This window comes from Hallerella sp. (assembly GCF_022776125.1).
Lineage (GTDB): Bacteria > Fibrobacterota > Fibrobacteria > Fibrobacterales > Fibrobacteraceae > Hallerella > Hallerella succinigenes.
Map to the genome: position 1 here is coordinate 1 of NZ_JALFIA010000029.1, position 16022 is coordinate 16022.

General features: G+C 50.2%; 11 protein-coding genes and 1 pseudogene. 1 reads left to right on the top strand and 11 read right to left on the bottom strand.

Translation table 11 applies throughout. The features are described from left to right. Positions 1-187, top strand: a pseudogene (locus MR847_RS04320) (murein tripeptide amidase MpaA); the annotation flags it as partial. A 90-nt stretch (positions 188-277) separates the two neighbouring features. Here MR847_RS04320 and MR847_RS04325 read toward each other — a convergent pair. From MR847_RS04325 to MR847_RS04375, 11 genes are all read right to left on the bottom strand, one after another. Beyond that, positions 278-1099, bottom strand: a complete 822-nt coding sequence (locus MR847_RS04325; RefSeq protein WP_287723044.1) for a CDP-alcohol phosphatidyltransferase family protein — start codon at positions 1097-1099, stop codon at positions 278-280. 85 nt (positions 1100-1184) lie between these two features. Next, a complete protein-coding gene (locus MR847_RS04330) occupies positions 1185-2963 on the bottom strand; it encodes an ABC transporter substrate-binding protein (protein WP_287723045.1) in 1779 nt (592 codons plus the stop codon). A gap of 148 nt (positions 2964-3111) precedes the next feature. After that, on the bottom strand, positions 3112-5622 hold the full coding sequence (locus MR847_RS04335; protein ID WP_106519096.1) for a WD40 repeat domain-containing protein: 2511 nt from the start codon (positions 5620-5622) through the stop codon (positions 3112-3114). 2 nt (positions 5623-5624) lie between these two features. Further along, positions 5625-6347: a response regulator transcription factor gene (locus MR847_RS04340; RefSeq protein ID WP_100426099.1), complete on the bottom strand. Its 723-nt coding sequence runs from the start codon at positions 6345-6347 to the stop codon at positions 5625-5627. Between the two features lie 3 nt (positions 6348-6350). Further along, positions 6351-8399, bottom strand: a complete 2049-nt coding sequence (locus MR847_RS04345; protein WP_106519095.1) for a sensor histidine kinase — start codon at positions 8397-8399, stop codon at positions 6351-6353. 15 nt (positions 8400-8414) lie between these two features. After that, a complete protein-coding gene (locus MR847_RS04350) occupies positions 8415-8579 on the bottom strand; it encodes a hypothetical protein (protein WP_157798001.1) in 165 nt (54 codons plus the stop codon). Then, positions 8576-9742, bottom strand: a complete 1167-nt coding sequence (locus MR847_RS04355; protein ID WP_100426849.1) for a LysM peptidoglycan-binding domain-containing protein — start codon at positions 9740-9742, stop codon at positions 8576-8578. Before MR847_RS04355 ends, MR847_RS04350 begins: the two co-directional genes overlap by 4 nt. A gap of 38 nt (positions 9743-9780) precedes the next feature. Continuing rightward, positions 9781-11037, bottom strand: coding sequence for a class I SAM-dependent RNA methyltransferase family protein (locus MR847_RS04360; protein ID WP_287723046.1), 1257 nt, complete (start codon positions 11035-11037; stop codon positions 9781-9783). An 11-nt stretch (positions 11038-11048) separates the two neighbouring features. Continuing rightward, the gene (locus MR847_RS04365; protein WP_100426102.1) at positions 11049-12785 is read right to left on the bottom strand and encodes an AAA family ATPase; all 1737 of its coding nucleotides are present in this window, start codon (positions 12783-12785) and stop codon (positions 11049-11051) included. Positions 12786-12834: 49 nt separating this feature from the next. Continuing rightward, positions 12835-14199 carry an MATE family efflux transporter gene (locus MR847_RS04370; protein ID WP_287723047.1) on the bottom strand — a complete coding sequence of 455 codons (1365 nt, stop codon included), beginning with the start codon at positions 14197-14199 and terminating at the stop codon, positions 12835-12837. A gap of 3 nt (positions 14200-14202) precedes the next feature. Beyond that, complete coding sequence (locus tag MR847_RS04375; RefSeq protein ID WP_106519092.1) at positions 14203-15951, bottom strand: DNA repair helicase XPB; 1749 nt, start codon at positions 15949-15951, stop codon at positions 14203-14205. Between the last annotated feature and the right edge of the window lie 71 nt (positions 15952-16022).

Below are 16022 nucleotides of genomic sequence, written 5' to 3' on the forward strand. Positions count from 1 at the left end.
AATGGAAAACGTTTTTGCGCTACCGTGGCAGTCAGGCGTCGGATATCCGACGCCGGGAAGCTTTGGCACTTATGCCGCGGAAAAGAACCTCGAATGTGTAACGGTAGAGCTTCCTCGAGAAGCGCCCGAAATTTTGGCAATCCGGCATGCAGAAAAGCTCGCTGACTTTTTGCAGAATTACCGCTGATTTTGAAATGGAATCAAAAAAAACGCCGCAATTGCGACGCATTTTTTGAAATTTGGAGTTTTGATTTGGCTTTGGGGGAACCTTAGAACCTTAAGCCGTATCTTTCTGCATCTTTTCGGCTTCCGCTTCGGCGATAATTTTGGAACGCTGAATGAATCCGAGAGTAAAGCCGATCATGACATAGCAGCCGCAGAGGATCATCAAGTAGGTGAGGATGATGTTCTGCAAAACCTCATTGGAAGTGATGAAGAAGAATCCGCTCAGATAAGTGATGACCACAATCACAATTTGGAATGCTGCAAGAAATTTGTTCTTGCGTGGCTGGAGCTTCGGGAGGAAGCACGGCGCAACCATCATCAGACCGGTCACGAGCAACACGAGAATCGGGAGGAATAGAAAGTTTTCGTTTCCTGGATTGAAGATTCCGTGCAAGGTCATGTAACTGAGGAAGATCATGTTGATCGCACCGGCGAATGTACTCGGCAAACCGGAGAAGTGATGGTGGTAAGTGTCTCCGTCCATCGCATTGTATTTCGCAAGGCGCATAGCGGCGCAAAGCACGTAGATTGCAAAGACGATTACCACGAGCACCAAGTTCTGGCCGAGCCATTCCGTGGCATTTGCCTTATAACTGAAGAAAACGCAGAATGCAGGGGCAAGACCGAAACCGACGAGATCTCCAAGACTGTCGAATTGAGCTCCGAAATCAGAACTGGCGTCCACTAAACGGGCAGCAAAACCATCCAGCTTGTCACAGAGCACGGAAAGAAGGACAAAGTAGGCGCCCATGCGGAATGGGTCGAGAGTCGAATAACCGGTGAACATTCCGGCGGACCAGCAGATCGAAAATGCTCCCAGCAAAAAGTTCAAGCTGGTAAAGGCATTCGGCAAAATAAAACGAGCTCTTTTCATCGTAAGATCTCCAAATCGTGGTAACAATCTAATAAAAAAAGCCCATTCAAGAACGGGCTTTTTACGGAAATGTTATCCGTTCAGATTACTGAACCGGTTTGATTTCCCAGAGCGCCTTGATTCCCGCTCCGACGATCAAACCCTGAGGCGGAGCATACGGATTTTCTTCGGTCGGGAAGTTCGTCCAATGCTTGGTCGAGAACTGATAATACTGCGTCGGACGGTACATCAGCGGCAAAACCGGGATCTTTTCCATGAAGATGCGGTTCAAGGCTCTGTATGCGTTCTTGAGCGCTGTAGAATCGGTGAGCGACGGGATGAGTTCAAGAAGGCTATCCGCCTTAGGATCGCTAAAGCGTCCGAGGTTTGCGAAGGCTTCTTCGCCCACAGGCTTTGTGCTCTTGCTGTTCATCACCTGGTCAAAACGGGTCCACGGCGTGGCGGCGGAAAGGTCTGCAGTCTGCGTTTTCATGGCGAGATCGAACTTGCCGTAGCGCAAATCCTTATCCCATTCTGCGTATTCGACAAAACGCTGGTTCGTGGAAATGCCGATTTGCTTAAAGGATTCTGCGACCACCTTGATGACGTCTTCCCAGTCGGTCCAGCCGTTCGGGCATTCGATGCTCAGCGGGCGAACCGGCAAGCCTTCCTTGTTCAAAAGAAGACCGTTGTTATCCCAAGAATAGCCTGCATCGTTCAGAATCTTTTTTGCCTTTTCGATGTCGTAGGAATACCCATACTTTTCGGCATCCTCTTCGTTAAAGTATTTGGACTCCTGACCGAACGGAAGGATGAAGCCCGGACGTACGGGATCCGTGTAGTTGGAGACGGCAACGGCCTTGATTTTTTCAAAGTTGATGGCATGGGCCAAGGCTCTGCGGAAGGCGACGTCGTTGAACGGGGTCGTGGTCGTCGCGATGAAGAGCGTCGGGATTGATCCCGGATAATGGTACGGTTCTTTGAGACTCCAGGAGCGGATATCGTCACGCTTCTTTTCCCAAATGCGAGGCATGAAAATCGAGGAAACGTCGAGGTTTCCCTTATTCATCGCATTGTTGAAGTGGTTGTTGCCCGGGTAAAGCGTGTGAATCACATAGAGCGGAGCCGGAGCCTTGCCGCCGTGTTTCACGTTGCCCCAGTAATTTTCGACGCGTTTTAAAACAATCTTGTCCGGATAGTAGGAATCCAGATTGTACGGACCGGAAACTATCGGCGTGGAATCGTTCTTAAAGGTCAGCACATTTGCATAGTTGTAACGACCGCCTTTTTTGGAAGCTTCGACAATTGGCTTGAAAACGCTCTTCGGGAGAATGGAGGTTTCCGAAAGCAGGTTCAGAAGAACGAGCGGATTCTTTTCCGACTTGTTCATCAAAAATTCAATCTGGTTCCCGTTCGCAGAAACTTTGTCTAAATACTGCCAAACGGCATGACGCGGAGTCGGGAAAATCGAATCTAGGTAGAAGGTGTAAAGAACATCGTCAACGGTAACCTTTTCGCCATTGCTCCAGTGGGCGCGTTCATCGAGTTCCACGGTAATCGAGGAATCCGTTTGTACGTAGCTCTTGGCAAGCATTGGCTCGGTTGTACCGTCTAAAAGGTTGTATGCGAAAAGCGATTCATACATCAAGCGGATATTGCCGTCGATGGGGAAGTTCGGGTCTCCGTCGAGAGGGTTGAAAGACGAGGGAGGAGCCCAGTCGTAACCGCCGATATAAAGGGTCTGAGCTCTCGGATAGAGAGATTCTTCTACGGAAGGTTGAGTCTCTTCCGTTTTATCATCGCACGCAGTAAACGCTGCACAGACAAACATGCCTGTGAGAAGGATGCTTGCGACTCGACCAAACTGCAAACATTTTCTGAGCAAAGAACTATCCGCCTTTTGAATAGCTGTTCAATGAAATTGAATATACCCTTTTAAATCTACAGAATCTTTTTTCTAAGGGAAGGTTTATTTGCGTAAAAAAAAGGTAAATATAAGTTTTTGTTTTAGACAAAAAACGGGGAATTTCTCTCTATTTCGTCAAAGGGAAGGCATATAGGAGTCTTTTGGGCGAAGTGCAGAAAAGAGTATTGTCTAAAATGAAAGGTGTTCCGGCACCCCCTGGTGTCGGATAACGCTTTTCCAAAGTACCCTTGGAGAGCGATACCTGCGCAATGTAGGATTTTTGATCAATAAACAGGCTGTTTCCGCGGACGACCGGATTTGTGTAAATGGAACTTTGTCCGTCAAAAGTCCAAAGAGGATCCTGCGAAGTCAGAGCGTAAAGGCAAATCTTTTGATCCGCAAGACCTGCGAGAAGATACTTGGTTTTTCCCAAAGTAACCCATTTGAGGGAAACGATTCCAGCGCTTGTCGGAAGCGTGTATTTGGGATTTCTAGAAGTTTGATCGTAAATGCGAATTTCGGAACGGTCCGTGGCGACTGCGAGAAGGCTGTCGGAAACTTCCATCCCGGAAATGTTCGTTCCAATCGATTTCATCGGTTGTGCACTTTGACCGGTCGCTTCTTGGACAAAGCCAATGGACCCTTCGAGGCTCGCCACGGCGATCGAGGTCTTGGATATGTCAAAGTAGAACGGCAGATTAAAGAGCTTTCGCGCCCAAGCGATGCGGAAGTTCGGTGCGAGCAGTTTAATGAAGTAACCGTTCCAGGTCGAAACGAAAATGGCATCGTTCGAAAATTCAATTTGGAATGGCTTGCCCGGAAGATCGGTGGAACGGCTCTTGCCGTTTTGGGTCAAGTCCAAAATGTCTACGCGGAATCCGCTTGCGATTGCGAGATGCTCCGCATCGTTTGAAAGTGCGGGGCTGGTTTCAAGAGAGCCGAGCTTTGTGCTCCAGCGAATGTCGCCAGTTGTCGGATCCAAAGAAAGGAGCGTTTGGGCGGCTGGGTCCACGGTAAAGAGCTTATTCCCGGCGTTAAACAGATTCGGGTAAAGAGTGCGCGGGGAGAGCGGTAAAAATTGCACATAAGAAGCACCGATGATTTTTGCGTAATGCGAAAGAATGCTCGATGAAGCTTTTTTATCGCCAAAGGAAAAGCGGACTGCGTTTGCCCAGGCGGCGGCGCGTTTCTTTTCGTCGGCTCCGGTCAGCTCCAAGTGAACGGCTCGGAGGTAGCTTGCCGTAGGATTTCCCGGTTCAAGAATGGTAGCGGAATCTACGAGGGGCAGAATGGAATTCCAGTCGGCGGAAGGCAACTTGGAGGCTGCACGGTATGCGTACTGCTGCGAAAGAATCGGTTTTTTTCCGTAGTGCAGGGCGGTAATCGTCATCATCTCGTTGTTTTCAAATGGCAAAAAGATTTGACCTTGGCTCTTGAGAGGCCTAGCGGTCAAAGGCGATCCAAAGTGGTAATGCCAAAGAGGACGTAGCAGTGTATCGACAACGGTCAAAGCGCCTTCTTGAGAAAAGATTCCGAGAGCGCCCTTCGCTATTTCAAAAAGGACTTCGCCGTCGACCGAAGCGGTGGCGGTTTCTCGCCCCGTTTCGGGATTGAGCAACTTGATATTTCCGCCGCTTTCAAGAACGGCGAGATGTTTGCCAAAGAAGGTTGCGTCTTCGATCGGATTCCCGGAATTTTCCCAGCGGTAAGAAAGTTTTGTCTGCGGCCGATAGAACCAGAAGGCGTTCGAAGAAGAGGCGTAGATGCCGTCATCGGTCAAAATCGCCTGGCGAATCGGATCGATGAGCGAAATCGTTTGCTGCTCGTTCCCATTTTCGGCGTTGAGCAAATGCAGGGCGTTATCTTGGCAATTCAAAACCAGTTCGTTCCGCGGCGTGTAATGTCCGACCGGGGTACAGCCACGGTAACGGTTTTCGATGGTAAAGCGAATACCTTCGTTCCCAGCTAAAGCAAAGTCTTTAGACGTCATCACCATAGCTCCGAGACTTGGAATCGGCATGACTTCTTCAACCGGCGAATCAAAGCGGTACGTGTGAATCGGTTGCTTGGAATCCTTGGGCTGGAAGTTCAAAGAACTGCCTTGGTCGGTGCTGTACCAAACGCCTTGGCTGGTAATGGCGAAAATCTTGGATTCCGAAGGAATCACCATGGGAACGGAGATGAATTTTTCTCCGTGCAGGGTGTAAATCTGATTGTTGGCAAGAAGAATGGATGGAGAATTTCCGGGAAAGGTTTTGCGAATCGGAGCGGGGAATCGGGTGCGGCTTAAAACGATCCGTTCTGGGGTCGAATCGAATTCTGCGATACGGCTCGCAAGGAAGTAGGCTTCAGGAATGTTAAGCGGATTTGCAAGCGCCTGGCGGTAATAGAAAGCGGCTGTTTGCGGATTTTCGGAAACTTCCTGAATCTTACCGAGCAAAAAGAACGCCTTGCTCTTGTCTTCTTCATCGCCTTCGAGCGAAACACGAGAAAGAAGGTCCAGGGCATCGGTAAAGTTCCCCTTGATTTCAAACTGGTATACAGCTTCGTAAAGTTCTTTGTCCATGCGCGAACAGAACGCCGCTGTCGAAAGCGCGCCTACGCAAAAACAAAGAATGGAAAGCCGCAACCGTTTCATCTTTACACGTCGAATTTGTAACCGGCGCCACGGATCGAAAGGATTATCTTCGGATTCGCCTGGTCGTCTTCCAATTTTTTACGCAGGTTTACAATGTGATTGTCAATCGTGCGCGTGGACGGCATGTTTTCCGGAGTATAGCCCCAGATTTCCTGCAATAGGTCTTCACGCAGAACGACTTCGCCTCGCTTGCTCCAGAAATATTTGAGAATCTGGAATTCGCGGGCAGACATTTCGAGCGCAACGCCATTCTTGCTCGCTTCGTACTTTTTGAAGTCGAGATGGATACCCTTGAAGTCCACAATGTCTTGCTTGACAGGTTCTGCCGAAGCCGCATTCGAAGATACGCCTGTACGCGGACCGCGACGAAGGAATGCCTTGACGCGGGCGAGGAGTTCCAAAATGGAGAATGGTTTTGTTACATAGTCGTCAGCACCCATTTCAAGACCTGTTACCTTGGAGGTTTCTTCGGTCTTTGCGGTCAGCATGATGATGAACGTGTCCGGGTGCTTTTTGCGAATATACCGGCAAACTTCAAAGCCGCTCTTCTTTGGAATCATCAAGTCGAGAATGACGAGGTCCGGAATGAACGAGTCCGCTTTTTCAATGGCTTCGTCCCCGTCACCTGCGGTTTCCACGATATAGTTTTCAAGCTCAAAGTTGTCCTTGAGCCCGAGCCGGATGATCTCTTCATCTTCGACAATCAAAATCTTGTTGTTTTCCATGATCTATTCCGCCTTTTTGAGTTTCACCGTAAAAGTCGAACCCTTGCCAGGATGACTTTGCACAGAAATACTCGCTTTGTGAGCTTCTGCCACGCGTTTGACAATCGCAAGTCCAAGGCCGGAACCTTTGGTGCTGCGCGTCATTTCGTCGCCGACGCGGTAGAAGTCGTTAAAGATATTCTTTTGCTCGGAAGGTTTGATTCCAATGCCTGTATCTGTTACCGAAAATACGATTTTTTCATTTTCTTCGGCAACTCGGACGGTCACTTTTCCTGGTGGATTCGTGTACTTGATCGCATTTTCGATTAAACCCTGAGCGAGACTGTAAAGGGCCGTGTTGTCGCCCATGATGTAAGAACCCGGTGCGAGTTCCTTGATCATGGTAATGCCGCGATTGTCTGCAATATCCATGGTCGCTTCAAAAACGCGATTCACACATTGCGACAGGTCGAGTTTTTCCCAATGGAAAACCTGCTTTCCGGTTTCCATGCGGGTGTAGTCCAAAATCGCAGCAATCAGATTCTCTAAACGGGTCGATTCTTTACCGATGAGTTTGGAATATTCTTGACATTTTTCAATCTTTTGAACACGGCCGTTGGAAATCATTTCGGCGAACATTTTGATCGAAGTCAGCGGAGTTTTGAGCTCATGCGACACAGACGAAAGGAAGTTCGTCTTCATCATAATGAGCTTGCGTTCCTGCGAAATGGATTTTAAGATAAAGAAGGAGCCGAGCAAAACAGTGAGAAGCGAGAATGCGACAAGGCCGGAAAGCAAGAACATCTTGTGGCGCGCTTCGCTGTATAGTTCTTCCGTATCACGTTGATATAAAGTCATCGACCAGCCGAGTCCTTCGCCTAAGTCCATCTGTTTGGAAATCACCGCATTCTTTCCCGGAACATTGCTCAGAATCACCGAATTGCGGCTGTCTGTAATGGAAAAAAGAACGTTCTTCCATTCGCGGGAAACATCGGAAAGCTGATCGCGCAGGCGCTTTTGGTAAGGCTCCGCATCGACCATTCCAATCAGGACCTGATCGCCGGAAAGCCAAGGGTAGGCCATGCGGAAGAAAAGAGTCGAACCGTCTTTCTTGTAATGGATTCCGCTTTTTGCTTGGATTTCTTCGTTGGCAAAACGCTGCAAAAATTCTTGGTGCGTCGCAAAGGCTTCGGCGTGTTCCAGCTGACGGTTCAGGTTTTCACGCAAGTTCCAAAAGGCGTCGCGTTTTTGCTGGGAAAGATCTTCAAAGGAAAGAATCTGACTTAGAGCGTTGTCAAAAAAGAACTTGGCGCTGCCGATGTCCTGCATCGAATGGCCTTCCAAAAAATCCGAGAAGAGCTTTAAGCAGTAATCTTCGGCAAGGGCGTGCTTTTTCTGCTCCACGAAAATTTCAAACTTGAGATAGCGCAACGATTCGGTTAAGTTGTTTGAAAGATAACCGTGGACATTCGGAATTCGTTCTAGGACGTCGATGATGCGAATCGCTTCGTCATAGTGCTTGTGCCGGTAATGCAGACGCAATAGACCGAGCAGATTCAAGATCTGGTCTTGCGGCATAAAACGGGCCGGCTGCATTAGAATCTTGTTGCGGATTTCTTCGATTCCCTTCTCGTTCGCTCCGGTCAATTCGAAATGGAGCATGTCTCTTTCGAGGGATCCTGGAATGGTGGTCGGCGGATCGAGCTTGGACGGTTCCCGGTGAATGGAAATGCTCGGGAAGACGAGAGCGTTCTCGTTAAAAACGAAAGTGGCAGCAATGCCTTTTACTTGTCTAAAGGAAGGCGCTTTGTCGAATTCGAGGAGTTTTTGAGGCTGTTCGTAAAGGTAGATCGACGCCGCTTTCGTTTCGCTCAGAATGGCGAGCTGTTCTTTTTGAACGGCTTGAATTGCCTGCTTTGAAAAAGAGGCTTGGGCGTTTTCAAAGCTTTTTTCTGCAAGAAGGCGCTCGTTTTGAACGTTTCGGAAACTGAGAAAAGCAAGGATAGCCGTCGGAATGATAATTCCGCAGAAAAAAAGCGCAATAAAGATGCGATTGTTCTTCGGAAGTTTCACGGTATCCTTTTTGAGTTAGTATAAGATTCGAACAAGCGAGGAAAGCTTGACCGGACCCAAGGCTTCCGCAATCTGATCGGCAAGAGATGGGTTTAGTACCAAAACGATTGCAAAAGCGAGAAGCACTGCGACGAGGATAGCGAATACCCAGGCGCAGTACATCCATATCCGAAACTTCATTTGACGAGGCTAGCCTTGTGCGTAATGGAAACGAGACTGCCGAAGTCGATTCGACGATCGCCGTAGTAAGATTCACGCACGAGAATCACGGCATGTTTTTTGCTCAAGGTCGTCACAATACCGCGTGCGAGAAGGCGCGGCGGAATCAGTGCATCGGAACGGTCCTTTTCCCAAATGGCAACGCCGTCGCCGAGGGCGTAACCGTTTTCAGATCCCTGATCGATCATCACATAACCATACGGTCCAACGACCTGGCTCTTTTCCAAGGAGTAGCGGACAATCGCCATTTCATCGACCTTAGCGGTTTTAACCGTGTCATAACCAACGACGTTGATCGGTTCAAACGGCTTTTGAATACGGGCCTTGGCCGTTTCCATCTTGATTTCGTACATAGTCTGCAAAATGACTGCACGGGAAAGCGTATCGCCCACATCCGTGATGCGGGCAAGACCCGTATAGCGGAGAATGGCCGCCTTTTCGTCCTTGCGGATCTTGGTTGCAGGCAAGTTGGCACGATGAGCGTCCCAGATTTCGACCATGTCGCCGACGTGGGCCTTCTGTTCGGTATTCATACCGATGCCGATGACCACTTCCTTTTCGGCGGTGTGTACAAGAGGTTCACGCTTTTCGCCGGAACGGATTGAAAGCCAGTTCTTGTCGTTCTTGATTTCCTTCGGGGGCATTACGATCGGTGCAAGCACCTGATAGAAGCCGTTGAAGGTCTTTGGCTGTGCACGCTGGGAGTAGTAGTAAGACGTTCCCTTTGGTTTGCTCGGCTTTTTCTTCTGATGTGCGGTGTCGTTCGCGAGCTTCCCGAGCATCTTTTCGAAGTTTGTGTTTTCGTTTCCGGCACAGCCGCTAGGAACGGTCACGCCCTTCGGAAGCGTCGAATCCGGTTTTGCGGTCGCGCATGGAGCGGACTGTTTCGGAGCCGGCTTTTCCGAGGTGTCTTGCGCTTCGCCCAAATAGATGGAGTCGCCCGGATAAATCCAGTGCGGATCCTGGATGTGCTGGTTGTTTTCCCAAAGGTCGGGCCAAGCAAACGGATCCTGCAGGTATTCATCGGAAATATCCCAAAGGGTATCTCCTTCCTTGACGAAATAGGCACTTGCGGCAAGGGCTGCAAGGCCAAGAGCAATAGAAATGCTTTTAATGTGCCTCATATTCATCAATTTAACCTTTTTATGAGCAATCGGTAATTTTAACGACGACGCTTTTGGGTAAAATGCACTATTTCTGAGGGCTCTTCTGCGTGGAAACTTTGATTTTCACGGTGCTTGATGACCTTCGTTGAACGCTCTTCGTGGCGTCCCAATAAACCTGCGCGGTCCGGAACGAATAGGAAGAGCACCTGGAAAAAGTCTTTGCCCGGTTCGATGTCGAGAGGAATGATCTTGCGCAGCATATAGCCTTCGCGGCGGAAACGTTTGATTTCCATGGCGGCGACGGTCAGGTTCGAAGAATTCAAAAGAATGCGTTCCGGACCTTGGGCGGCGAGTACCGGAATCACGTTCCCGGCAAGAGCCTTGCCGTCTGGTGGATCGAGGTAGACCGTCCATTTTCCTTCCTTGAATTTTCCGCTAAAGAACTTGGGGAAAAATTCTTTGTCGACCGTGGATTGAATGTAGCGTACGTTCGGTGTCTGACGGGAAACCTTGCGAGCGTCCACAGCGAAGGTCGCTGCAAAATGCGGAGCGAGCGATTCTGCGATGTAACCCGTGCCAGCATAGCATTCGAGGAACTTGTCGTCTTTGGCCGGATGGATCGCTTCGCGGATACGCTTGGGAAGTCCGATCCAAGGTTCCTTGGCAAGCGGAGTCCAATCGATGATGTTGAACGTTTTACCGGTTCCGGCAATCGGAAGGTAATCGCTGCCGAATCCCTTGTGCAAAGTGATGTGCGAGCCGGGAGCCGGATGCGCAGGGTCAAAAACTTGAACCGGGCGAACCTGCATCTGGTGGCAGCAGAGAATTTCTTTGGAATGTTCATGCTGCAGATAGTTGAGGAACGTTTTGAATTCGCGGGTTGCTTCTGCGGTATGGAGAATGTTCTGGACCGCAATGCCGTAACGGCCGTCGCCTGTAGCGCGGAACCAGATTTGCAGAATGGACTTGCGGAATTTTTGCAAGTGCGGCTTGCGGATCTGGGCGTCGATGTCGAGGACGATCTTCGGCGGCTTTGCGCCTTTATACGGCCCCTCCAAGGAAAGGACTCGGTTCGTCTTTGTCAGATTCTGGGTGCGGATTCGCCAGTCGCTTGTTTCGGACTTGGACGGTACGCTGTACCAGCTTTGGATTTTTCCTGGGATACGATTGTCGAGAGCCCACTGTTCGAGGTAAGCTTTTTTCGCTTCGAGGTCAGAAGGGACTGGACCCAGAGACTTCTTCTCGGGTTCTTCTTGGACCTTTGCCGGTTTGCGGCTCCAAGTGCCGCGGTTATCCAATTTTTTTCTTTGCATAAATGATGGGGTTAGACGATAAATCGCGGATAGCGCCAGGTGCAATCCCTGGAGGGAAGCGTGGGGAATTCGCGGAATGAGCCTTTGAGGTTGTACATGTTCGGGCAACCGTCGACAGGCGAAAGGGAAATCAAAGAGTCTGCGTGATTGGCGAGTTCCGTATATTCATCCGGGTTCATCGCCGTGATGACAGCGGAACCGGTGAGAGCGATGATCGTATCGATCATAAGCAAGAGTGACTGCTGCGGAGGCATGCTGTTGCGGACCGCTTTCGGGTTATGCAGAATCGCGGAAATCGGATCGATGATGATGGCACCGTAATCGTGATCTTCGAGCTTTTTTGCACCTTTGACGCGCTTGGCGATATACTGCGCCATTTCGAGCGGAGACTGCGCAAGTCCGCGGAGGTTCAAAAAGCCAAAGCCCGGAATCGAAGGGTTCAACCCGCGGGAAGCCGCCACGGTAAAGAGACGGTTCAAAAATGCAGAACGGGTGCTTTCAAAATTCACAAAGAGAACGTCGGTCTTGTGCGTCACAAGACCCATCCAGTCTTCGCCATGGGAAAGCGAAAGGGCTAGGTCCATCAAGGCAAAAGATTTACCCGCCTTGGAAGGCGCTGTAAAGAGCATCATTTCACCGGCTTGCAGAACATCGTCGATCAGGAGACGGTCCTTTTTCGGAGCGTCGTCGCTGTCGCTTGCAAGTTCAATCAAAGGCTTGCCGTCCAAGCAGAATTCGACCCAGGTCTGCCAATCTTCAAAAGTTTTGGCGCCTTGTTCAAGGCCGATCAGGTACTGTTGCTTTCCGTTGCGGAGAACGCCCGGAAGGCGCACCATCTGCGTCGGATTTGGACCGTTCGAATTGACGTGGAAACCCTGTTCTTCCAAAGTTTTGAAAAGGTATTCGACGCGTTCGTCGTATTCTTTGCGTGATTGCGCATTGACCTTGATCCAAGCTTGCACGGAGTTTGCACCAGTGCTGACGAGGGCTGCGCACGGCAGGTTCAGAGCCTTGTAATAGGCGAGCTGCTTTGCGAGGCTGATCTCTGGATTGTCGATGACCGCATAACGGTAGCGGAAGGCTTCATCTTCGCCTTCAGGCCCGTTTGTCGCATTGATTGAAACGAGAGCCCCGTCCGGTCCGTCCAAGGCCTTCATGATCTTTTTGATGCCGTCCGCCTGGGCGAGAAAGTCCGAAATCAGGACCTGCGTCGCTTCCGGGGTGTTGGACATCTTGTAGTCGATGGATTCTTCCGGCTTAAAAAGCGCATTCAAAAGCTTGGCAAAGTCTAAGCGCCAGTCTGGAGTCGGCCATGGAATGTTCAGGGCTTCCGGATCGATGCGGTGATTTTGCAAAAGTTCAAGAGCCTGGGCGTCAAGACCCATGGCGAGAACCTGTTCGAGGGAAATCGCACCTGCGATAATCGGCTGTGTGGCAATGCCTTGTGCAGGGATTGCAGGCATAGCTTGGGTCGCTTGTTGCTGCGGAACGGCAGGAGCCGGTTCTGTCGAGACTTCCCGTTCGCGAGCACGCTTGTCGGCAGCATAGGCACGGCGGATGGTCGCATCGGATTCATCTTCCGCAAGGCCTTCTTCCTTGGCGTGTTCGCCAAGCTGGAAGGTTGCTTCCATGTAGGTCATGCCGACTTGTTCGGCCGCTTCAGCCGCTCGGAAAAGTGCACTCTTGAGCTCTTCCGGTTTGTGCTTGCTGCTTAAAAACAAATTGATTATCTGACGGGGATTTTCCATACGGATGAAATATAATTTTATTCGACTTTGCGGAATTCTGCGGAGATTTTTAGCGCGTCACATTCCGAATCCAGCTTTTTTTCTCGACTCGCCAGACCAAAATGGGGAATTTGACGATCTCATCCAGCCGAAGCATCAGGAAAATCATCGCATAGGAGAGCCCCCATTCAAAGCCGGCGAGGTAGCCGAATGGAATGGAAAAGATCCAGAGCGTTCCGATGTCAAGGACCGATGTGAACGTAGTATCGCCTCCGGCTCGAAGAATTCCGACAATCGCGGGCGATGTGTAGGATTGCAGTAAAATCATAATGCACTGGATGCCGATGAAAGTCTTGGCGAGCTCGATCGTTTCGTGGGGAATCGCATAGAGCGTAAGAATTGGATCCTTGAAAATAAAGAGGCTTCCTGCCATGAAAGCTCCCACAAAGAATCCGGCGAGAATCAGTGTGTTCGCATAACGCTTGGCGTCTTGCAGGTTCTTGCCCGAACCGAGAAGGTTCCCGATAATCGGGGCGGAGGCTCCGGCGACGCCGAAGATAAAGACAAGGGCCATTTGCTGCAAGGTTCCGACGATGCTTGCCGCGGCGACGATCGTCGAATTTAAATGCCCAAGAATTACAGACTGCATGGCGACACCGATGGACCAGCCAGTTTCGTTGATGACGACCGGGATACTGTAGTGCAAAAAGTCCTTGAAGAGAACGGCGTCAAAGTGGAACATCTTTTTGAAGCGAAAATGCAGATGGCACTCCATAAAACGCACATACACAAGGAGTGCAAAACATTCCGCGGCACGGGCAATCACCGTTCCCATGGCAGCACCTTGCACACCCAAAGCGGGAATTCCAAAATGCCCAAAAATCAAAGTCCAGTTCAGGAATATGTTTAGCACAAAGGCGCTCAGGTTCACAATCAAGCCCGCCTTGACTTCGCGCGTGCTGCGCATCAGCATAATCATCGTATTGCTGAAGCCGTAGAAGAAATACGCAAAACCCTGGATCCGTAAATATTCCGCTCCGATATCGATTAGCTCCGGAACGTTTGTAAAGAGCTGCATGACCAGCCGCGGAAAGAGTGTTGTCCCAAGCCCAAAAAGAAATGAAAAAAGGACGCCGATACAGATGGTAATCGAAACGATTTTCTGAATGCTTTCGGCATCGTGCTTTCCGTAGTACTGCGCCACGAGAACGCCGCCACCGCTTGCAATGCCAAACGAAAGCATCGAGAAAATAAAGAACGGCTGACTTGCGAGCGTTACCGCACCAAGGGCCGCTTCCGAAAGACTGCCGACCATCATGTTGTCAGCGAGCGAAAGAGAAAACTTGATGAGGTCCTGCAGGGCAATCGGCAAGGCGAGTCCGGCGAGGACTGCAAAAAAGTGAGGCTCTAAAATGAATTTTTTAGAGAGCTTCAACAGTTATACTCGAGCAGCGACAATGTCTTCGCCAGAATAGTGCATGATTTTGTACGCGTAACCTTGTTCGGTCAGGAACAGCTGACGGTTCATGGCGAATTCCTGCTCCTTCGAATCCTTGGTGACGAGCGAGAAGAAGTGCGCCGGACGACCGTCTTCCTTGGGGCGAAGAACGCGGCCAAGACGCTGGGCTTCTTCCTGACGGCTACCGAACGTACCCGATATCTGAATTAGGATGCTTGCGTCCGGAAGGTCGATGGCGAAGTTACCGACTTTCGAAACCATCAGGTTGCGAAGTTCACCGCGGCGGAAAGCGAGGTAAAGTTTATCGCGTTCCTTGTTCGGCGTCTTACCGGTGATTAGCGGAATGTTCAGCTTTTCGGAAAGTTTCGTGAGCTGTTCAATGTACTGGCCGATGATCAGGATACGATCTTCCGGTTCGTTGTACTGAGCGATCAGTTTTTCGACGACGTCGTCCTTTTGCTCGTTTGTACTTGCGATGTTGATTTTGTCGCGGTTTTGGGCGAGCGCATACTTCATCTTGAGTTCCGGATTCATCGTGACGCGGATTTCGCTACAGTCGGCGGTCGCAATCCAACCTTGGGATTCAAGGACCTTCCATGGAAGATCGAACTTTTTGGGTCCGATGAGGGAGAACACTTCGGTTTCCTTGCCGTCTTCACGCACGAGGGTTGCCGTAAGACCGAGACGTCTTGTCGCCTGCATTTCGGCGCTGAAACGGAAAACGGGAGCCGGGAGCAAGTGAACTTCATCGTAAATCATGAGGCCCCACTTGTGTTCGCTGAAGAGCGGGAAGTTGACGAGCGGCTTATTGATATCGCTCTTATTTTCTTCGGCTTCTTCCATTTCTTCGTCGGTCTTTTTCAAACGCTTGCGCTGTGTCAAGATTTGGTATGTGGCGACTGTCACCGGACCGATTTCCTTGACATCGCCCGAGTATTCCTTCACCTGGTCTGCGGTGAGGGTCGTCTTGTCGAGAATTTCGCGAATCCACTGACGGGCTGCGGAAATGTTCGGGGTGAGGATGAGCGTGCGGGTCTTCATGAGGACCATCGTCGCCATGCCGATCACGGTCTTACCCGAACCGCAAGGGAGAACGATCACGCCCGAACCGCCCTTTTCAGAACCGGAGGCGTAGAATATTTCGGAAGCTTCCTTCTGGTAGTTGCGGAGAACGAGCTTTTTACCGGCCAAGGTTTCCTTTCGGAAATCGACTTCGAGCGGATCGCCGGCGACGTAGCCTGCGATGTCTTCGACCGGGAAGCCGTTGAGCGTGAGAGACATCTTGAGAATGCCACGCTTGTTCGGGTCCACGTAAGCCTTGTCTTCACCTTCAAATTCGATAAGGCAATCGGCCACGTTCGGAAGCTTGGTGATTTCTTTGAAAAGAGCTACATCGGTCGATTCCAGGCAAAGGCCTTTGTCGTTCTTCACGAGCTTGAGCATACCGTAACGGCCCATGTAGTCTTGGACTTCCGTGACGACAGTTTCTGGGATCGGATATTTGCTCTGGGATTCAAGACGGGCTAGCACATCTTCGGCGGTAAGACCCGTCGATGCGGCATTCCACAAAGAAAGATGGGAAATTCGATATGTATGTAAATGTTCCGGACTCTTCACGAGTTCGGTAAATGGAGCAATGGCATCTCTGGCTTCAATGTAGTGCGGATTGTGCACTTCAACGAGAATTTCCAAGTTGCTCTGAACAATAATAGCGCCTTCGGGATTCATAGGCGCCAATTTTAGAAAAATATGGCGAAATTGGCGAAGTAGAGAAGTTACGTACTGAAAAAAATAGTTCT